Genomic DNA, 20,706 nt, shown 5'->3' on the forward strand with positions numbered 1-20,706 from the left:
TTTCAGCACGTCTGCCTTGTATTCTGCACTGTATTTCTGTCCCATCTTCAACACCCTTTCTGTTCTTCATTATACCACCTTGGGTGTGCGGTTTTATTGTATCACTCCAGGATGATCTCCGCTTCCTCCGGTACGATCTCCGGCTGTCCGTCCGCCCCCTTCCGGTATCCCAGCATCTTCTTGTACTGGAAGGTGACCTTTCCCGCCTCCGCACTCTTCTGCTTTCCCCATGCGACATTCTTGCTGAGAGACTCGGATTCCGCCTGGGCAAAGCCGCTGAACAGGGTGATGAGAAATTCGCTGGATTCCGTGAGGGTGTTGATGTTTTCCTTCTCGAAGTACACTCCAATGCCGTTTGCTTTCAGGAGCCGCACCGTATCCAGGCAATCCACCGTGTTTCTGGCAAAGCGGGAGAGGGACTTAGTGATGATGAGGTCGATGTGTCCCCGCTTGCAGGCGGTGATCATCTTGTTGAACTGTGTCCGCTTTTTCAGGCTGGTGCCTGAGATGCCCTCATCGGCATAGATCCCTGCCATCTCCCAATCCGGGCTGTCCTGGATCTTCTGGGTGTAGTAGGTCTTTTGGGCTTCGTAGCTGTTGAGCTGCTCTTCACTGTCCGTCGAGACACGGCAGTAGGCCGCTACGCGCATTTTTCCGTCATGGTCTCTGTGCAGTTCTTCCGGTTTTCTGGTTGCGGGGATCACCCGCACCCGCCGCTCTAAGGTGGCTACTGTCGCTTCCATGGATCATTCGTCCTTTCCTGTCGCTTTTTTATCCGTAAATATAAGAGTTACTTCGGTATCCTGTGAGATGGTGATATGGGAAACCGCTCGTTGGAAGCGTCTCCAATCCGTCTCTGTCAAGCGCTCAGACCGATTAGATTCGGCAGACGGCGCTGGGCAGCAGGCATACCGTGCTGCCGCACCCTGCAGGATCAGCGCCATCACCGCTTCCGGCGAGTCCGGCTGCTCCAGCCCCCGGTTGATGGCGTTGTCCAGCCGCATGACCTCCGCGGAGGGCGCATAGGCGGTACAGCTGGGCTGCTCATGCTCTCGGAACTGCCGGACAGTCTCGCTTACCGTCGCCTCCATGTCCACGACCGCGGTAGTCCCGCAGCCTTCGCATCTCAGATACAGCTTGCCGCTGTTCTGCCAGCCGCCGCCCAGCCGGGTCATCTTCCCGCCGCAGGCGCAGCGGAAGTATGGAGTCAACCGCGCAATGGCAGGCTTCTCTCCGTGTGACTGCCTCCCAGCATTCTTTTCCGCCGTCTTTTCCTGCGCCGCTTGGAAAATATCCGCTTCCACCAGTATGGGGTATCCCTCCTTACCGGTGTAACGGGGATTTTCCAAAAGGCGCTTTACCTTGTGCTTGTTCCAAAGCGGCACTTCCCGGCAATACGGAACGCCCTGCCGGTTCAAGGCGTCCGATATGGCCTGATAGGAAGCCCCGGCGTTATAGAGCGTAAAAACCATACTGACGGTCCGCTGCTCCTCCGGCACGATCTCCAACGCGCCGTTTCGGATTTGATACCCGTATAACACCTTGCGGTTGATCATCTTGCCGCCACCTCCCATTGTTCTGTCAACTCCAAACCTCCGTAAAGCCGGAAGCGGATACGGTTTTGAGACTCTGCAATGATTTTCTCCACCAGATGTTCGAACAGCTCTTCATCGAAGCCGTCCAGCCGTTCCGGTCCGTTGAGAAACGTCTGCTCCACCTTGCGGAGCGCATCCATCGTTTCGTCTATCGCTTCATTCTCTGTCAGCCTGCGCCGCTCCCCGCGAAGCTGCGCCAGTCGGGCGCTGATGGCATTCATACGGGCGGCGCAGATATCCGCATCCAGCAGGCCATTGGATCGCAGGGTGCTGATCTTATGGCTTTCTTCTGTAGCTTCCGCGATGGCCCGGTTGATGGCCAGCATCTGCGGATGATTCTGCCGCAGGATCGTGTCCAGCGTATTCAGCTGCCGGAGGGCCGGGGTCAGAATGATGTCCGCGCTGCTTTTGAGCCTGTGGTACATCCGCAGGAAGGCGGCGTGGATCTCCGCTTCCGGGATGCGTCCCACGGGGCAGTCCGCGGCGTGGTGGTCGTGGGTTCGACAGACCCATGTCACATATCCGTTCTGGCTGCTTCGGCGCTGAAACACCGTCCCGCAGTTCCCGCAAACGATTTTTAAGGCAAGGGGGCTTTTTTCTCTGCGCTTTTTCTCTTTCTGCGCCTTCTTTTGCAGCAGTGTCTGCACCCGCTCAAAGGTGTCCCGGTCTATGATGGCTGGATGGGAGTTCTCTGTGTAGTATTGCAGGCGTTCCCCGTGATTTCGTTTCTGCACGAAGGGGAAGCCGCAGCTGTAGGATTTCTGGCTCAGGGCGTCTCCGATGTACTTTTCATTGGTCAGCAGGTATCGAATTCCCGTTTCTCTCCAGCATTCCGCGCCGGACTGGGAGGGGATGCCCTTTGCTGTCAGTTGCTCCGCGATCCATCCGGAGCTGCGTCCCTTGAGGTATGCGTCGAAGATCCAGCGCACCGTGGCGGCTTCCTCCGGGACGATCGCAAGGTCTTTCTTATTTACGATTCGGTATCCGTAAGGGGCGGTGCAGGTGATGAATTCCCCACGCTCCATCCGCCGCTGATAACTCATCTTCTGATTGGCGGAGATGGAGATGGATTCTTGCTGGGCAAGAGAACCGGAAACGCTCACCATCAGTTCGGTGGTGAGCGTTTTCGTGTCGATATTTTCTTTTTCAAACCGGACGCTGACGCCCATGGCGGATAACTCCCGCAGGGCGGACAGGCAGTCTCTGGTATTCCGGGCGAAGCGGGATACGGACTTCACCAGAATGCGGTCGATCTTACCCTTCCGGCAGTCCCGCATCATGCGGTTGAAGTCATCCCGCTGATCCATCCGGGTGCCGGTCAGCCCTTCGTCGGCATACACATCCACCAGCTCCCAGCCGTCATGCCGGGCGATCTCTTCCGTATAATTGCGGATCTGGGCGGCGTAGGAATGCAGCTGATCCTTGGAGTCCGAACTGACCCGGCAGTAGGCTGCCACCCGCAGATGTTCCGCTTCCCGCGTCTGCGGCGCGATGATTTTTACCTGTGCCATGTTTTTCACTTCCCTGTATCTTTTTTGTCAACACACAAGCTACCACACGACCCGCAGAATATCCAGCACTATTCCCAAACAGTCTGCGGGGAATATTTCTCTCTGGCCAGTCTCTTGGCGTAAGACAGTTCTTCCGCGCTCAGCAGGCCGATTTCCGCCAGATGCTCCAGCATCCTGGCTGCCAGCCGATACTGCAATTCTTTCTTTGCGTCGATCATCTTCCCACCTCAAAATAGCTCTCCGGCTTTTTTTCCCGCAGAAACCTTGTCACTTCCCGCAGGCTGCCGGTCCTCCGCATTTCCGGCAATGCCTCACTCACAGCCTGGGCGTATCTGCGGCCACGGCAGGCCCGTTCATCCAGAATGGCGATGACGCAGGTATCGCTCTCCGTGCGGATGGCCCGTCCAAATCCCTGGCGCAGCTTGATCTGCATCTCTGGTACAGCTACCTCACGGATGAATGCGCGAAGGGAAGAATACTTCTCCAATTCCCGTTCCTTTCGTGCGTCCGGGTAGGCGAAAGGCAGGCGCGGGATGATCAGCAGAGATACACAGTCGCCGGGGAAATCAAAGCCCTTCCATGCCGCGCCGGTGGCCAGCAACACCGCTCCCGGCGTGTGCCGGAACTGTTCGATGATGTGGGGCGCGTTGCGGCCCAGCGTCAGCAGTGGGAATGGGAGAGATTCCTCCCACAGCCGATCCTTCACAGCCGACATGGCTGCGTAGGATGTAAAGAGCACCAGCGCGTGACCGGTGGCTGCTTTGATGAGTCCGACGAGCTCGGCAGTCAGCTCATTAAAGTACACATCCGTATCCTCCACTCTCTGGCGGGGCGGGATTTGCGGAAGGTAGAGCAGGCAGTTGTTCCGGTAGTCAAAGGGGGATGGAGAAACGGATTCCATGACACGGTGTCCCTTCTCTAATCCTGCCTGCATTTTGAAACGGCGGAAATCGCTGCCCACCGCCATGGTGCCGGAGGTCAGAACAAACGCCTGATCCGGCTGCCACAGGATCTTTTTTATTCGCTGCGTGATATCGCCGGCTGCGGCGCACAGCATGGCGCCGCCTGTGCTGACATCTTCGGCAGTGTAAAAAATCATATCTGTCTGGGAACTGGTGAACAGCTTGACCGCGTCCAGCACCGTATTCAGCTGGCGGCTTCCCAGCGGGGAGAGCAGGCTGCCGATCTGCCGCTGGATGATGGGCAGCGTGCGGGATGGCGCGGTCAGCAATCGCAAACAGGTGTCCACCGGCTCCGCTTCCTCTCCGGGCTGTGCCAGCTTGCGCAGCAGAGGGCCGGTGCTGTCCTCCAGCATTTCTGCCGCCAGTAAGTACCGTTCCTCTTTTAGCTGAAGGATAAGGTTTCGTATCTCTTCAGCCGCCAACGTCACACCCAGCATCTGTTGTGCGGTCTCCGGGAGCTTATGTGCTTCATCCACGATGATGATGCTGTGCTCCGGGAAGATAGGGCGTTTTCCCTCGCTGCGGTGGATGGCGTCTGCCACCAGCAGGTTATGATTGCAGATTTGAAACAGGAATTGACCTTTGTCGCAGGTTTTGAGAAACCGCTGATAGCGGCAGTCCCTCTGTTTGCAGTCGCAGACCTGCGGTACGCAGACACGCTCCCGGTCATAGCCGCTGAGATGGGAAACGCCGTCCATGTCCAGCGTTTCCTTAAGAGTCCGGAGCGCTGCCAACGCTTCCGGATTTTTCTTTGCAGGATATACCTGACGCAGCCGCCTGTCCAATCGCTCATCGCAGACATAATGGCTTTTGCCTTTGCGGATGACCGCTTTCAGTGGCTTGGTAAGAATCCCGTCCGCCATTAGGACACAGGACAGCAGCGGCAGATACTCCGTCAGCACCGCATTTTGCAGCGCGATACTGGAAGTGGAAATGATAATGGGGCGGGCGATCTGCCCTGTTGGAAAAGCCGACGCTACCGTGGCAGCCGCCAGATAGGCGTAGGTCTTGCCGATGCCCGTCCCGGCATCGCACAGGGCGATCCTCCCGTCCTGCATGGCGTCCAGCATCCGGTGGCTCAATTGGATCTGCTCCGGGCGCTGTGCCATACCGTGGGCGGGAAGAAAGTCCTGAAAAATATGGTCGATCAGTTTATGGGCTTTCAGCCTGTTATCGTTGGTATTCATCCGATAATTTCCTCTTTTCTGTCATGCTTTGTTTTCGTTTCCACCGTATTTGCAGCGCGCGCCCCGGTGAGAAAAGGGAACAATACGGACAAGGTCCGGCAAGACCTTCACGGGCGTATTTCCGGGATCTCTACTGCTTTCAATCCCGGAGCAGCCCAGCCTCTTCATGCTGGCCAGTGCATTGTGTCTCATTATCTGCCCGAACAGCGTCTCTGCGGGCGGCGCTGCCAACGCCGCCCCCGCGCAGGTAAAATCGCTCGCCACGAGAAGCTGCAAGGCTTCCCGTGGGTCGTGGCGCACACTGCGCGGATCGCTCTTCTGTCCGGGTGGTTATCCGTATTGCTGGTATGCAATTTTCAAGGAACAGCGAGGGGCGATTCGGAGCCCCTCACTGTCCTCCCGAAAATTGCGTTCGGTGAATACCTTTATTTCGAGGAATTTTCAAAAAACTTTTTGAGATCCCGCAGGATACGGTCTCTCCGCTTGATGACCGCCCGCTGGCTGACGCCCATTCTTTGGGCGTATTCCCGTGTAGACGCGCCGTCGAAGAACAGAGCGTTGATGAGTTCCCGGTCGGTATCCTTTAGTGACAGCAGCGCCAGCAAAAGGATCTGCTTCTGTTCTGCCAAATCCCGGAATTCCTCACGCTCCAGTGCCTCCGTTTCAGCACTGGGGGCCGTTTCCGCTCCGACATAGTCCGGCAAAAGCGCATCTTCCGCCATCTGCTCCAGAGAGAGCAGTTTTCCGGAGGACTGTTCCTCCATGATATAGCGTTCCCTGCGGTCTGCCTGAGAGTAGGCCAGATACACATCTTCCGGCACCACTACATCCATGCCGTCTACAGTGATGATATTGGCGATGACTTCGCCAGCCTCGTTTCGAACGCGCCGGTAGTTGCGTTCTTCCTGCCATTTTTTCATGATTCATGACTCCAATCTCAGATTTTTTTTGAAATGTCTGAGATGGGGTCACGGATATTTAGCGATATAGGGTTGCCAGCGTCTGCGCATTGTGTGCCTTTCCGCTTTTCAGCCAAAGAAAGGCGCAAAAAAGAGCCTTACACATAGCTGAAAAGCTACTTGTAAGGCTCCTAACTCAATGTTCCCATATTCGACGATGGGTGGCTGGTGCGCTTGACGAAGTCATATCAATTGGATTTTTAATTTATGCCTGAACATATCCCATAAAGGGGATGGGCGTGTGGATCAGGGGGTGAGCATCCGGTGTCAGCACCGTGATGCCGATCTGTTCGCCGCACTTGGGGCATTTGGCGATCAGGTCAGGGTGTTCCGCTCTGTGCAGCGCAAACAGCCTGTACTGAGACTGCTCCGCACCGCTGGGGATATCCGCGATACGGCCCTTGCCGCACAGCGGACAGCGCAGGGAATTGGTTTTTGACATAGCGCCTCGCTTTCTCTGTTCTCTTTTTTGAGAACAGCACATGAAAATTTTTTACAGCAGGTTATGGTTCTCCAACCGAATGCGCATGGCCTGCTTGGATACCTGAAAGATACCTGCCATATCCGTCACCAGCTGTTGATTTGTCCGTCCGGAGCGCAGCTGATAGAAGCAGCGCTTGACCTGCGGCAGCGGCAGCAGAAGGATAGAGCCCAGCAGGTTCGCCTGCACTTCCAATGTGTTGTCGCTCTCATCGCCGGAACGGAGCGCCGCGTTTTCGCCGGTCCCACTGAACTGTTTCTTATGGAGCAGCCAGTGCCCCAGCTCATGGGCGCAGGTAAAGCGCAGCCGCCCGGTAGATGCTTCCTCTTCGCAGAGAGAGCAGTCGATGAGGATGGTGCCGCCCTTGACGGGAAGAAGGTCATAGCGGTGGTTTTCCCGGTCATAGATCGCTGTGAGACCGTCGTCAAAGATGGTCTCGCCCAAAACCCGCCCATTATTCCGCAGATACTGATACTCCAGCACCAGCCCCTGTGCCTCGATGATGTCCTCAATGGGAATGGCTGTGGGAGGGCCGTAATAAAGTCTGAGGTCATAGGCGGTGATCACATCGCGGGCGATCCGCTCCAGCGCCTGTTCGCGGTAATATGCTTTTTTCATGCGTCTATTTCACCGCCCTCTTTGGATTTCTTTGCGCGCTGGGTGATCCGGTCGATAAATTCCTGCCACTCCTGGTCTGTGGCGTCTGCCTCCTTTGCCGTGCGGAGTGCGGCCCGGACGATCTCCCGATCCATGATGTAGTCCGGCAGGTCTGCGGATACCCGGTTATTCTGGGACTTGGCGGCAAGATCCAGCATCTGCTCGGTGTCCACCTTGCTCAGATGCAGTTCCTGCTCCAACCGTTCCAAATATGCGCGCGTCGGCGCCGGTCTGCGGTCGTTCTCAATGTTGCTCAGATAGACCGGCGACAAGTCCAGCTTTGCCGCCAGCGTGCGCAGGGACAATCCGATAGATTGCCGTTTCTCCCGAATGAAGCTGCCGAATGTCTGTTCCAAGTAACTCACCTCCTATCCGTGTTCTCTTCTCTGGAAACACTGTAGCCTCAGTATAGCAAACATTCGTTCGATTTGCAAGACATGAAAAAGATGGTGTTCCCCACAGGGAACACCATCCAGAAATTATTTCAGCCACGCTGCCATATCCCGCATTTCCTCCAACACCGTTAACGGGCTAATGATGCGGATCTTTCCTCCAAAAGTAAAGATCCAGCTGAAAAACGGAGGGCTTGGCGCGACCTCGACTGTGGCACGGAAATGCTGTTCATCTGCAGTTTCCTTCCGCACATTTTCACCGAAGCGGTCGATGACGCTGCGCATGACCTCATTATCGCACAGCAGCTCTACGGTACAGAGGTCGTCCGGGTACATCCCAAACACCTTGCGGACATACTCCGCCGGATCAAAGTCCGGTGTCTGGACTGCCGCCTGTTCCAGCGGTTCGACTGCCGTCATGCGGTCCACCCGAAATTGTGCAATCTTTCCGTGCTTTTCCGACCAGCCTACGGCATAGTAGCAGTCCCGATTCCAGATCATGGCGTAGGGGCTGAACCGATACTTGTATCCATCATGCTTGAGTATCTTTTCCTTTTTAGGCGTGTACTCAAAATACTGGAAGGTGATTTGCTGTTTCTTCTGGACGGCGTTGTGGATGGTATCCACATTGTAGTAGATGCTCTCATTCTCCGGCTTTGGAGTGCCGCCCATGTAAATGCGGCGGTTCAACTGCTCCGCCTGCGCTGTGCTGGTGAGATGGCCCAGCTTCTTGATGAGGGCGGTACTCTTTTTCTCCGTGATAAACCGGGAGGATTCCACCGCGTCCACCAGCAGTTTCAGCTCCGGCAGCTCGAAGAGCCTCTGGCCCACAAAGTATCTATTCTGACTGCTTTTGACGCAGACGATATCCATCCCGACATTCTGCAGCAGTTCGATGTCAGTGTAAACACTCTTGCGTCCGGCCTGAATGCCGTGCTGCTGCCAGAATGCGAGAATGTCTGTGACCGAGACCGGATGCTGTTCATCTGTATGCTGATGTAGGTATTGCCAGAGAAGCAGCAGTGCCTGCTGTGATTCGTTCTTCATGTGGTGGCTCCTTTGCTCTCTTTCCCCAAATTTCAGTCTCGACAGCGGTAAGAGAATAGCGGTCGCATTATACGACCGCTGTTCTCATTGCTATGTCATTTGCTCAGATAGCTGCGGTGCAGGAAGGTTACGATCTGCGCACGGGTGCAGGTGGCGTTGGGGTCGAAGAGGCCGCCGCCCACGCCGGCGGTGATGCCATTCTCGATGGCCCAGGCCACGGCGTCGGCATAGTAGCTCTCAGCGGTAACATCGCTGAACGCGATGTCATCAGAAGCCGTGGGAGACCCGGCTGCGCGATAGAGGAAGGTCACGCTCTGACTGCGGGTGCAGGTGGCGTCGGGGCTGAACATGCCATTGCCGGTTCCCCCCGTGATGCCGTTCTCCAATGCCCAGGCCACCGCCTTGGCGTAGTAGGCGTCGGCGGGAACATCGGAAAGGTTGCTCAAGCCCTTGGGCTCAGGGGACCCGGCGGCCCGCCACAGGAAGGTGACGATCTGGCTGCGGGTGCAGGAAGCGTCCGGAGAGAAGGTGGTGTCGGAGGTGCCGCCGGTGATGCCCCGGGCGGAGGCGAAGGCAACTGCGTCGCCGGCCCAGTGGCTTGCGGGTACATCGGAGAATTTCTTGGCGTTGTCCATGACCTTCACAGTGGCGGAGCCATCCAGGGTCAGCGCCACGCCGGTTTTGGTGGGAATGGAGGTCTTGACGATCTCCTCGGTGCCATCGGCCTTCACGATGACAGCCACAGTGCCGGGAGTGACCTTCTCCACGGGGATCTCCACCTTGACGGAGCCGGTGCTCTTGGGCACGGAAACCTCCACGGCGGGAGCGTCCCCGGTGGTCTTGACAGCGGGAACCTCCACGGGCAGGGTCACGGCCCCGCCGGTCTTGCCGGCTTCCTTCGCGGCAGCAGTGGAAACGGTGGACTTCACTTCGGTTACGCTGCCGTTCTTGTCGGTGACCACGGTGCCGGTGGTGCCGTCAGCGGTCTTGTTGGTCTCGGTGACGGTGCCGTCCTTCTTGGTCTCCACAACGGTGGTACTGCCGTCGGTGTTCTTGGTGGTCTCGGTCACGGTGCCCGTCTTCTTGTCGGTCACGGTCGTGGTGGTGGAGCCGTCCGGGTTCTTCTCCGTTTTGGTGGTGGTGTTGGAGGAGGAGCCGCCGGAGGAACCGCCGCCGCCGGAGGAACCGCCGCCGCCGGAGGAACCGCCGCCGCCGATGGAACCGCCACCGCCGGAGGAACCGCCGCCGCCGGAGGAACCGCCGCCGCCGGAGGAACCGCTGTCACCGGAGTTGCCGCCGTTGCCGCTGTCACCGCCGTCACCGGGACGGGAGACTACGGTCAACGTGCCGTTTTTATAGATGATGTTATAATTATCGGTGATATCTTCGAAGGTTTTACTGTCTCTGATTTCTCCAATTTCTTTGGTGAATTTGATGGTTGCCGTTCCGGGCTTCGACATATCCGGCTGGGTTTCATAGCCCAGGCTGGGTTCCTTTCCTATAACGTGGGTGGATAGAGCAAAGCCTTCGGCGGTATAGCTCAGCTTTGGAGCAGGGTCACCCACATAGGCGGTCTTATCTTCGGCACGTACAATGACATCCTTTTTGCCGATAGAGAAATCCATGGACGTACTTCCCGTATAATTTGCGACATCTCTGACAGAGATGGTCACAGTGTAGTCACCGGCATTGGTGGGTGCTGTGTAACTGCTGTACGTTGTGTCCTTTCGGCCGGAGTAATAATGCAAATAGCCTTCTTCATAGTTGTCGTTGTTGCTCACTGTGCCTGTATAGCCTTCCTGGGGGAGCCCGTTGTAGGTCAGATCGGAGGCGGCCTCTACGCCTAGGATGGTCACCTCGGATCGATTGGGATTGACTAATCGGAACTGGAGATCGAAAGTATAGAATTCATAGGGACAGAAATCCTGACCCAGATCGGATACGACAGGAATCTTGATTACGCCTACATGGCTGCTATTCACTGAAGAAAAGGACTTTGCTGTAAAGGTAAGCTGATTGTTCTCCAGCTTTATATCACCATTTAAGTAAGTAGAACCCGCGAAAATTTTAGGGGTGTCATATTTCAAATTTTCGTGGAGCTCGGCAGGGTCGGGCAAATCTATGGTCATAGTCACACCCGTATTGGGTACCTCCACTTTTTTAAAAAGGTAGTTAGAATTGGTTACAGGGCAGGGGGCTATCTCAAAATAACCTATAGCCTCGCCGACATAGTTCCCTTTACCTGTCGCAATAACGGTGGCTTCACCCGGCAAATCATTACCCTGATAGCCGATGGTATAATTTTCGGGATCTACCAGTGTCTGTCCGGAAGCATCTTTTAACCAGACTTGGATTTCAGGCTTTACCTCTCCGTTGGGAATGCAGACCAGGGGCTGCGGATTCAGAATCTTGACTTCCGCCTTGTCGAGACTGATTTTTCCGTCATTGGGCTGTGAGGAAGCTTTCCAGACAAAATTCTTCCCATCCCCTGCTTCTTCAAAACCAAAGATCATGTCCGTCTGGCTGCTGTGGGGCGCCAGAAGGAATTTACAGCCAAAAACATCGGCGGCGGTGATGTAAGGATAATCCTCGATGGCCCGCTGCCATGATACGCCATTGCCATCAAATCCGCCGATACCCACCTTGGTCACGCCGGAGGGCTTGCCGAGGATAGTCAGCTTTTGGTGGGTTCTGTACGCGCTCGCATTGAGGGTCAGCTTGGCAGGATTGTCGTCTGTAGCTAATGAGGTAAAGGATTTGAACGTGAAATCCTCCTCGCACTCATGCAGCCGAAGCGTCTGACCGGCTGCCACGGAAACCGCCGTCTGACTGAAGTCAGCGCCGAACGCGGGTTTGAGGGAGAAATTGCCCTTCTCGACCCTCAGTTCGGAGATGTTCTGGATGCCTCCCACTGTTATCTCAGTTCCTTCAGCGGATTGTTGGCTGTCTCCACAGACAACCGCCGCCGGAGTGTGACTGTCACCGGTAAACCCGTTGATGTTCAGTCTGGGCATCGACGCGTACAATGCAATCGCGACATTATCCGCTGTATAAAGAGAGCCGTCGCGAACCCACTCGTCCCCAGCGAGAGTTAATCCGCCCAAAGAGACACCACTCCGGTTTTCCCGGGCGCCGCAGCCATAGACGGTGCCGATGGTGCTGCTGCTGCTCAAATCGGGGGCAAATATGATGGCGGACGATCCGTCAAAGTGGTTGCGCCCCTCTTTATTAGCCAGAACATCGTCGTTGCTCACGTCAGACAGGCCGCCGCCGTAGATCTCCCCTACCTGAACTGTGCCATGCAGCTCAATCGATCCTTCCCCGCCCGACTTCGGCAGATTCTTCAGTTCGGTATCGGACAGCCCGCCGGCAAACAGATGGGTGCTGAACTTCGCACTCGTATATTGTGACACATTATCCAGCACCAGCTGGTAGCCGTTGGCGATGATCGCGTTGCGCACAGGGTTTATCAATCCGATGGCGATGTTACGGAACGTGACGTCAGCGCCCAGAATGACGCCCGCCTTATTGATGATCAGGTTGCTGACGTCTGCGCCCTTACCTTCGATTATCACAGGGCTCTTGATGATCAGCGGCTCATCGTTCGACGGCTGATTGGTTGACGCGTTGTTCAGAATGAAGATGGTGTACCTCGTATGGGGGTCCTCATCCGCTTTCTTAAGCGCGCGCTCCAGGGTCTCGAAAGCCTGCGCTTCAGACGTGCCGTCTTTTTTATCATCGCCGGTGTTACTGACATAAATTGTCGTACCATCCACGATATCCGCCGCCGCTGCCGGAAAGGCGGGCAGCAGGCTCAGGAACATGGCCAGAGCCGTAATGATGCTGAACAATCGTTTTTTCATATTATTTTCCTCCCGTGGTAAAAAATGGCTATCCCCGCAGGGTTCCCTGCGGGGACAGGGGGGTACCCCCCTGTCCAAAGCCTTTTTGCTGTACTGTTTTGTAAGATTATGTGATAAAAATTCCCTTCCGGAGCGGGCGTTGAGCCGAAAACCGGAATCAGGTTCGCCCTAAAATCACTTTGCGCTCCGATAGAGGAAGGTCACGATCTGAGCCCGAGAGCACTCATTGGCAGGTCCAAAGAGCCCACTGCCAATGCCGCTGGTAATGCCGTTCTGCGCGGCCCAGGCCACGGCGTCGGCATAGTAGCTCTCAGCGGTAACATCGCCGAACGCGATGTCATCAGAAGCCGTGGGAGACCCGGCGGCACGATAGAGGAAGGTCACGCTCTGACTGCGGGTACAGGTGGCGTCGGGGCTGAACATGCCATTGCCGGTTCCCCCCGTGATGCCGTTTTCCAGTGCCCAGGCCACCGCCTTGGCGTAGTAGGCGTCGGCGGGAACATCGGAAAGGCTGCTCAAGCCCTTGGGCTCAGGAGATCCGGCCGCCCGCCACAGGAAGGTGACGATCTGGCTGCGGGTGCAGGAAGCGTCCGGAGAGAAGGTGGTGTCGGAGGTGCCGCCGGTGATGCCCCGGGCGGAGGCGAAGGCAACCGCTTCGCTGGCCCAGTGGCTTGCGGGTACATCGGAGAATTTCTTGGCGTTGTCAATGACCTTCACGGTGGCACTGCCTTCAAGTTTCAGCGCCACGCCGGTTTTGGTGGGAATGGAGGTCTTGACGATTTCCTCGGTGCCGTCGGCATGGACAATGACAGCCACGGTGCCGGGGGTGACCTTCCCCACAGGAATTTCCACCTTGACGGAGCCGGTGCTCTTGGGCACGGAAATTTCCACGGCGGGAGCGTCCTCGGTGGTCTTAGCGGCGGGGACTTCCACAGGCAGAGTCACAGCCTCGCCGGTCTTGGCGGCTTCCTTCGCGGCAGCAGTGGAAACGGTGGACTTCACTTCGGTTACGCTGCCGTTCTTGTCGGTGACCACGGTGCCGGTGGTGCCGTCAGCGGTCTTGTTGGTCTCGGTGACGGTGCCGTCCTTCTTGGTCTCCACAACGGTGGTACTGCCGTCGGTGTTCTTGGTGGTCTCGGTCACGGTGCCCGTCTTCTTGTCGGTCACGGTCGTGGTGGTGGAGCCGTCCGGGTTCTTCTCCGTTTTGGTGGTGGTGTTGGAGCTGCCGGAGGAGCCTCCACCGGAGTAGGACACCACATAAGGCGTGATGCTGCCGGTCAGATGGTTGTAGTTGTCCGGGTCGGTGGGGGTATAAGTCCAGTTGTAGGCGGTGTTGGCTGTCACAGCGGTGTCGGCGGCAACGTCCCACGCGATGGAGCCGCCGGTCGGCGTGATGGTGCCGATAGCCAGCGCCGCGTCCGCCAGAGTCTTGCCGCCGGTGGTGATGGCGGTGTAAGCGGGCGTTCCGGTGGGGGTGGCCTTGTTGATGGTCACCTTGATGAAATCCTCAACCGTTTCATAGGTGTCCGTGTCCGCGGGGGTGAACACCACGGTCACACTGTCGCTGCTGTCCGCAACCTTCACGGGAGCCGCGTTCTTGAAGCGCCAACTACCGGCCACGCTGGCGGTGCCGGTAATGGCGCTGTTCGGAACAGCGGAGCCGGTGTAGGTCACGGTGATGTCGTTGGCGTTGACCGTGGGAACATCCTTATCCGTCAGGGTAATCACCACATTGACGGTGGAATCCGCGTAGTTGGTGGAGGTGATCTTGATGGGCAGGGTCACAGTGCTGCCTGCTGCGCCGCCGGACAGGGTGAAGGTCACTTTACCGGTATCGGGTTCCACGTTCCAGCTGCTGACGTAGGTAATCTCTTCCTCAGTGCCCTTGGCATAGGCCAGGGTGCCGGCGTCATCAGGCATCCCCGCTCGGCCGATGTCTTTGCTCTGCTGGGTGGTCACGGTGTACTTCTGGCTGACAGAAATGTTGTCCAGCGTCGGCGCGGCGGCCTTGCCGATGGTAAAGCTCTGCTGCGCTTCGCTGAAGGTGTAGTTGCCGGTCGTCTTTTCCGTGACCGTGACCTTGCCGCTGCCGGCGTTGATGTTGTCGGCGAAAACGGCGGTGTAATCATCTGCGGTCAGAGCGGTGTCGCCGTCCTTCACCGTGAAGGCGGGCGTGATGGCGCTGCCGGTGAAGGTGTAGGTTCCGCTCACTGCAATGGTGGGCGTGATGGACTTTTTGGCGATGGTGAAGTCCTTGGTCACGCTGCCGGTGTAGTTGGAACCGTCCTTGGCCGTGACCGTCAGGGTGTAGCTGCCGGCGTTGGTCTGCACATTGTTGGACACGTTGCAGGAGCTGGTGATATCCACTTCACCAAGCTTCACGGTAACCGTCTGGGTCTGGCTGGAGCCGTTGTAGGTCAGCGATTCACCCAGCGTGACCGAAGCGTCCGCAATGGACCTGGGCGCGATGGTGACGCTGACCGAAGCCGGCTCGCTGTCGGTGTGGTTGCTGTCGCCCACGACCTTGTAATAAACGGTGTAGCTGCCGGTGGTGGTGCCGGTGGGAACACTGTCGCTCCAGTCTGCATTATTCAGACTGTACTGCATGGTGCCGTCCGCTGTAGTACCGGCGGTGACCAGCGCCTGCGCACTGCCGTTATAGACCAGAGTGTTTGCGGTGGGGGCGGTCAGCGTGGGAACATCCTTTTCCCACCGGGCGGTCAGTCTGGTCACGCTGGTCACGCCGGCGGTGATCTGCGCGCCCGGCTCGTAGAAGTTGCCGCTGCTGTCCTGCCACTTGAAGTAGGCGCCGTCGTTCCCGGTGGGGCGGGTCAGGCCGTCGCTGCTGGGAGCGGTGTATGTCCCGCTGGATTTCACCGCCAAATTGACAGTAACAGCAGTAGCATCACGTCCCACATGGCCGCCGTTCAGGTCCAGCGTGACGGTCGTCAGGCTGTCAGGGCCCAGGGTGCCAGGGTTCCGGACTTCAAGGACGGGGCGGAAACCGAGGATCGCGTTCCGGTACGCAGCACTGCGGTAATTCCCGTAGCGGGCCGAGTCGTACCCGCGAACCGCACGGAACGACTCATTAGTAGTAGCGGTGTCCTGTCCCCAGGAATATATATCTGGCCAGTTTTTGATATAGCCACTGTCTTTGTCTAAAATCTGATCCCATTCGTTGCTTTGGGGCGTGCTGCGCTCACTGTCATCAGAGCCAGTATAGTTGCTCCCCACAGAGGGGGCGCGGAGAGTATAGTCCACGCCGCCGGCGACATAGCCCTTGCCGAAAATCAGATTTGCGGTATTCAGGTCATTCCAGCTTACCGTATGCGTTACATTGTAGTCCGCCACAAACAGGCTGTGGGGATATTTTTCCCGCTGTGCATACTCCTCGGTGGTCGCCGTCGCAGACGTGAGCTTGTAGGCTTCTATCGTTCCGGCATAAGTAAAGGGAACATAGTGCAGGGCGCTGTCCGGCAGGCTGCCGTTCTTGTTGCCCGGAATGCCCGCCCCGGACAGGTCGAACCAGTAGGTTCCGCCGGTGGTGAGACCGGAAAACTGTTCGGGCGGCGCCCACAGGGCGGTCAGGCGGGTCACGTTGGCGGGGACCGGCTCGCCCGGCTCGTAGAAGTTGCCGTTGCTGTCCTGCCACTTGAAGTAGGCGCCGGTATTCCCGGTGGGGCGGGTTACGTCCTTGCCGCCGGGGAGGGCAAGATTGAAGTCGGACTTCACCGCCAAATTGACCGTCCCGGTGATGGAGCCGATGGAGCCGCCGTTCAGGTCCAGCGTGACGGTCGTCAGGCTGTCAGGGCCCAGTGTGTCAGGGTTCAGAATTTCAAGGACGGGGCGGAAACCGACGACCGCGAACTGGATCGTAGCATCGCTGCAATCCCAGTGGCGGGCCGAGCCGTGCCCACGGTTCGGGCGAAACGAAGAATCATACTGGTCAACCAGGTCAGCAGTATCCTGCCCCCAGGAATACATATTGTTCCAGTTTTTGATATCAACGCTGTTTTTGGCCAAAATCATGTCCCACTCGTTGCTTGCCGGGGCGCCGCCCGAAGCGCCGTCGTCGCTGCTCCCCGCCGAGGGCGCGCGGAGGGTGTAGTCCACGCCGCCGCTGGTATAGGCCGTGCCGAAAATCAGACCCTTCTCATTCAGCTCATCCCAGCTGACGGTATGGGTCACGGCGTAGTCCGCGATAAACAGGCTGTGGTCATAGGTGTAGCCGTATTGCCCATCGGGGGAAGTCGTGCTTGCCGCCGCCTCTGAAGCGGTCTTTACACCGCTGGAGTTCTCGTTCAGCACATAAGCTTTCACGGTGCCCGCGTAGGTGAAGGGCACCCATCGGAGGGTCTTGTCCGGCACAGCGGCCGCGCCCTCACTGTTCCCTTCGTTCACGGTGCCCGGAATGCCCGCCCCGGACAGGTCGAACCAGTAGGTCTCGCCGAGGGTGAGACCGGAAAACTGTTCCGCCGGGGCTGCCTCCGGGTCCGCCGCCAGCGCCGCCGTGGGCAGCAGCGACAGGCAGAGCGCCAGCGTCATGAGCATACTCAATACTCGTTTTTTCATATTCTTCCTCCTTGAAAAATCGTCTTGCTTTTATATGGAAAACCGGCATCTGCCGGATGCTGTTTTTACAGGTCGTCCTGCACTAAATGCAGCTTTTTCGCGGCGGTTTTGGCCTCCGCCCGGCGCTTCACGTCCAGCTTGTCGAGGATGTGGCTGACATGGGTCTTCACGGTCGGCAGCTTCACGTCCATGATCCGGGCGATCTCCGCGTTGCTTTTGTCCGCGCAGAGCAGATGGAGAATTTGCAGTTCCGTGGGTGTCAGCTCCTCGCCGGGGGCAAGGCGGGGTTCGAGGAAATGGGGGTAAAACGCCGCCTGCGTCCGCACCGCCGCCATCAGCCGCTTGCGCCATGCTTTGTCACCGTCCCAGTCCAGCGCCTCCAGCAGCGGCAGCACCGCCGTGCCGTATACGCTGACGGTGCGGATGAAGCGGTACTCCGCCGCCGCGTCCAGCGCCGCCATCAATCGTCCGCGCCACCCCTCGTCCCGCTTGCGGTGCAGGGCAATGGCCGTCAAAATGTTCAGGTGAATCCCGTCGATGATGCGGGCGCAGTTTGGGATGTACGGCTCCAGCGGGGCAAGCGTCAGCAGCGCCGCGTCCGGCCTGCCGTCCGCCAGCTCCGCCATGGCCTGGGTGAGATATTGGTAGCGCCGCATGACGTTCAAATGCGTCGGCTCTCGGGGCGCTTTTTCCCGATACCACGCGTCCGCCGCATCGATATCTCCCGTGTGCAGCGAAAGGCGGCAGAGCATGGCATCCATGTTGGGGAAAAACCGGGTCAGGCCCCGCTCGGCAAAGCGTTCGCGGAGCACCTCGATGGTGCGCCGCGCGTCGGTGGGCTGTCCGTTTGCCAGCTGGCTGCGGGCCAGCAGACCGCTGATGGCGAACTCCGTGTCCGGCGCGCCGCGGTTGCGCACCTCGTTGAGCTGCGGGAGAAGGGACAGCATCCGACCGGCGACGTCCTCGCCCTTTTCAAACTTACTCTCGGCGATGGCGCAGTCCGCAAGACCCACGCCGTCCCGCCCCAGCACCGCCTCCACGGGGATGCGGAGGGTCTTGTAGAGCAGGTCGTCCTTTTTGCTCCACGGGGAGAAGTCCTTGCCGCCGTTCATGATGCTGGGCAGGGCGCTGGTGACGGAGAAGGACGGCAGCGTCACTTCCTTGTTCATCAGCAGCCGGAACACAGCTGGGATGGTTTCCGTCAAGCCGTTCACGCCCCGCTGGGGCAGGGAGATGTCCAGCCACGCAAGGCGGCTGCGGGCCTGCTTCCCGGCGGCATCCTGTCTGCCGCAGTGTTCGGCAAATGCTTGCAGCTCGCCGTACCAGCGCTCCGAGCCTTCGTAATCCATGGCCAGCGCGCAGAGCATACTCATGCCCTGCATCAGCGAGGGAGAGGCGAGAATTTCCGCCTCCGGCAGACTTCGGTAGTATTTTTCCATCTCGGCATAGTGGCCCATGCCGGGGTGGAGTTCTGCATTGCGCACCAGCAACTCGGACACCTTGGAGTGGTCGCCGCCGCTGGTGTAGCATTCCAGCGCGCGGGCGTAGTCCTCCTTCAGCTCGTAGTAGAGCCCGCCGCGGCTGAGCAGCGCGCGGCGCTTTTCCTCTGTGTATTCCCGCTCCATCTCCCAGAGAAGGAACTCCCGGAAACCGGACCAGAAGTGATAGTGCTGGCGGTCGTCGCAGCGGAACATGGTGGTATAGCGCAGCAGCCAGTCCAGCAGGTCGCCGGCCCGTGGATCGCCGCTGACCATCCGCGCCATTTCCAGGTCGAAGCTCTCAAACGGCGCAAGCTCCAGCAGAAAACGGCGCACCGGCAGGTCAAAGCGCCGGTAGATGGCGGTCTCGAAGTAGAGAAACACCTCCCGGAACACCCGCGCCACGATCTCCGGCGAAAAATGCTTTCCGCCGGACAGATGCCGCGCCGTGATGGCCACGCCCAGTGGGTATCCGATGGATTCCTTCCGTATCCCGTCGATCTCACTGTCTGCCGCCTCCACGCCGTAAAGCCGGAGCAGCCGCCGCACATCATCCGCATCAAAGAGCAGGTCGTCGGTCTCCAGCACCGTCATCAGCCCCGTGTATTGAAAGGCCATGAGGCTCCCCGGCGGCGGGCCGCGGGAGAGCAGGACGAAGCGGCGCTCAGGGCAGGCGCGGATCAGCTCGCACAGGGCATTCCAGTCCTGCTCCTCCTGCATATCCTGAATGTTGTCGATCAGCAGGATGTCCCACGCATCTTCCAGAGAGGGCAGCGCAAAGCCGGTATCTGCCGCGTTCAGCCGCAGAACGGGCCGCCCATCCAACAGCGTATCGGCCAGCACTGTCTTTCCAAAGCCGCAGGGTGCGCTGAAAAAGAGTGCGCGGCCCTGCCGCAAAAAACGGTCAAACTGCTTCTCAACGGACGGTTTTACGATGATGTTGTCCTGCAAGCGTTTCCCTCCCTTGCGCCAGAGTGGGATTGTCCCGTAGGGGCACCCTACGGGACAGGGGGGCGCGCCCCCCTGTCAATACCTCTTTCGACGAAATTGATTATAACTCAAGTTTATTATACAACCCCTGACGAAAATGTAAATCGTTCCAAAGTATGAGAGGAATGATTTTTGCAAATTGTCAATAACAATATTCCTATCGTAACCGTCAAAACCAGGGGCGGCCATAGAGAAAGCAAGGCTGTCGGAGTGCAGTGCAAGTCTTTTTTTGCTTTTTGAGGTAAAATTATGTCCAAAAATGAAGAAAATCTTTTTTCCATTGGGGAAATTGCCAAAGCGCTGGGCGTCACCCGCCGCATTATCCTCCATTACGAGGAGCGGGGACTCATTCAGCCCGACACCCGAAATACCGCCACCGGCAACCGCTATTACGGTATTGACACCTTCACTCTGCTGCGCAGTATCCGCAGCCTGCAAAACCTTGGATTGACGCTGGATGAGATCCGGGACTACTTCAACGACTCCGCCGACCTGCTGCCGCTGATTCAGCGGCTGGAAAAGATGCGCGATGAGCTGAACCTCAACATCGAAAAGCTCTACGAGCGGGCTAAGATCAGCTCTGAACAGGTCAAGGAGATATTTTTGCCGCCGCAGCTGGTGTATCGCCGCATCTATCCGAGCGGTTCCGTGGCCGAGCGCACCGTCCTGCTGCGTAATACGGCGCTGGAGGCCATGCGCTCCTACGGAACGGACATCACCCGGCGGATGTACTTCATCGAATATCCCATTGACCGTTCGGGAGAAGCCGCTTTCTGTGTGGCAGTTCCCGCAGGCAGCCAAGGTGAATTTGTGGTGGAGCTGCCGGAAGTGTAGGCAATCTGCATCTACCACCACGGAGCCTACGAGGAACTCCCTGCCGTAGGGCGGCAGCTTCAGGACCATGCCGCCGCCCACGGTCTAACGCCGCTTGGCACCCTGCGCCACACCTATCTGGAGGGCCCGCCCCAGCACAAGGACCCGAGCAAGTTCATCACCCAGGTGGCCCTGCCGG

The 20,706-nt window shown here is 58.1% G+C and carries 14 protein-coding genes; 1 reads left to right on the plus strand and 13 read right to left on the minus strand.

Features of this window, described 5'->3' with window-relative positions; genetic code table 11:
* Positions 1-101: 101 nt before the first annotated feature.
* The 13 genes from ACTQ34_RS11365 to ACTQ34_RS11425 form a co-directional block, all read right to left on the minus strand.
* The gene (locus ACTQ34_RS11365; RefSeq protein ID WP_441363926.1) at positions 102-743 is read right to left on the minus strand and encodes a recombinase family protein; all 642 of its coding nucleotides are present in this window, start codon (positions 741-743) and stop codon (positions 102-104) included.
* A gap of 3 nt (positions 744-746) precedes the next feature.
* On the minus strand, positions 747-1,556 hold the full coding sequence (locus ACTQ34_RS11370) for a recombinase family protein (protein ID WP_441363927.1): 810 nt from the start codon (positions 1,554-1,556) through the stop codon (positions 747-749).
* Entirely contained in the window at positions 1,553-3,106 is a 1,554-nt protein-coding gene (locus tag ACTQ34_RS11375) for a recombinase family protein (protein ID WP_441363928.1), read from the minus strand. Before ACTQ34_RS11375 ends, ACTQ34_RS11370 begins: the two co-directional genes overlap by 4 nt.
* Positions 3,107-3,174: 68 nt before the next feature.
* On the minus strand, positions 3,175-3,324 hold the full coding sequence (locus ACTQ34_RS11380) for an SHOCT domain-containing protein (RefSeq protein WP_441363929.1): 150 nt from the start codon (positions 3,322-3,324) through the stop codon (positions 3,175-3,177).
* Complete coding sequence (locus ACTQ34_RS11385; RefSeq protein WP_441363930.1) at positions 3,321-5,255, minus strand: ATP-dependent DNA helicase; 1,935 nt, start codon at positions 5,253-5,255, stop codon at positions 3,321-3,323. The genes ACTQ34_RS11380 and ACTQ34_RS11385 overlap by 4 nt, the downstream gene beginning before the upstream one ends.
* A 425-nt stretch (positions 5,256-5,680) precedes the next feature.
* The gene (locus ACTQ34_RS11390; protein WP_441363931.1) at positions 5,681-6,175 is read right to left on the minus strand and encodes an AsnC family protein; all 495 of its coding nucleotides are present in this window, start codon (positions 6,173-6,175) and stop codon (positions 5,681-5,683) included.
* Positions 6,176-6,419: 244 nt separating this feature from the next.
* A complete protein-coding gene (locus tag ACTQ34_RS11395; RefSeq protein WP_118623837.1) occupies positions 6,420-6,656 on the minus strand; it encodes a hypothetical protein in 237 nt (78 codons plus the stop codon).
* A gap of 51 nt (positions 6,657-6,707) precedes the next feature.
* Positions 6,708-7,313 carry an ImmA/IrrE family metallo-endopeptidase gene (locus ACTQ34_RS11400; RefSeq protein ID WP_441363932.1) on the minus strand — a complete coding sequence of 202 codons (606 nt, stop codon included), beginning with the start codon at positions 7,311-7,313 and terminating at the stop codon, positions 6,708-6,710.
* On the minus strand, positions 7,310-7,708 hold the full coding sequence (locus ACTQ34_RS11405) for a helix-turn-helix domain-containing protein (RefSeq protein WP_441363933.1): 399 nt from the start codon (positions 7,706-7,708) through the stop codon (positions 7,310-7,312). Before ACTQ34_RS11405 ends, ACTQ34_RS11400 begins: the two co-directional genes overlap by 4 nt.
* Before the next feature lie 123 nt (positions 7,709-7,831).
* Positions 7,832-8,791, minus strand: coding sequence for a helix-turn-helix transcriptional regulator (locus ACTQ34_RS11410; RefSeq protein WP_441363934.1), 960 nt, complete (start codon positions 8,789-8,791; stop codon positions 7,832-7,834).
* 95 nt (positions 8,792-8,886) lie between these two features.
* A complete protein-coding gene (locus ACTQ34_RS11415; protein ID WP_441363935.1) occupies positions 8,887-12,654 on the minus strand; it encodes an S-layer homology domain-containing protein in 3,768 nt (1,255 codons plus the stop codon).
* Positions 12,655-12,828: 174 nt separating this feature from the next.
* Positions 12,829-17,226, minus strand: a complete 4,398-nt coding sequence (locus tag ACTQ34_RS11420; protein ID WP_441363936.1) for an S-layer homology domain-containing protein — start codon at positions 17,224-17,226, stop codon at positions 12,829-12,831.
* 65 nt (positions 17,227-17,291) lie between these two features.
* Positions 17,292-19,655: a LuxR C-terminal-related transcriptional regulator gene (locus ACTQ34_RS11425; protein ID WP_441363937.1), complete on the minus strand. Its 2,364-nt coding sequence runs from the start codon at positions 19,653-19,655 to the stop codon at positions 17,292-17,294.
* Between the two features lie 288 nt (positions 19,656-19,943).
* On the opposite strand from ACTQ34_RS11425, the gene ACTQ34_RS11430 reads away from it, so the two are divergent.
* Complete coding sequence (locus tag ACTQ34_RS11430; protein ID WP_441363938.1) at positions 19,944-20,528, plus strand: helix-turn-helix domain-containing protein; 585 nt, start codon at positions 19,944-19,946, stop codon at positions 20,526-20,528.
* The last annotated feature ends 178 nt before the right edge of the window (positions 20,529-20,706 follow it).

Origin of the sequence: Agathobaculum sp. LCP25S3_E8, assembly GCF_052117165.1 — a bacterium.
Lineage (GTDB): Bacteria > Bacillota > Clostridia > Oscillospirales > Butyricicoccaceae > Agathobaculum.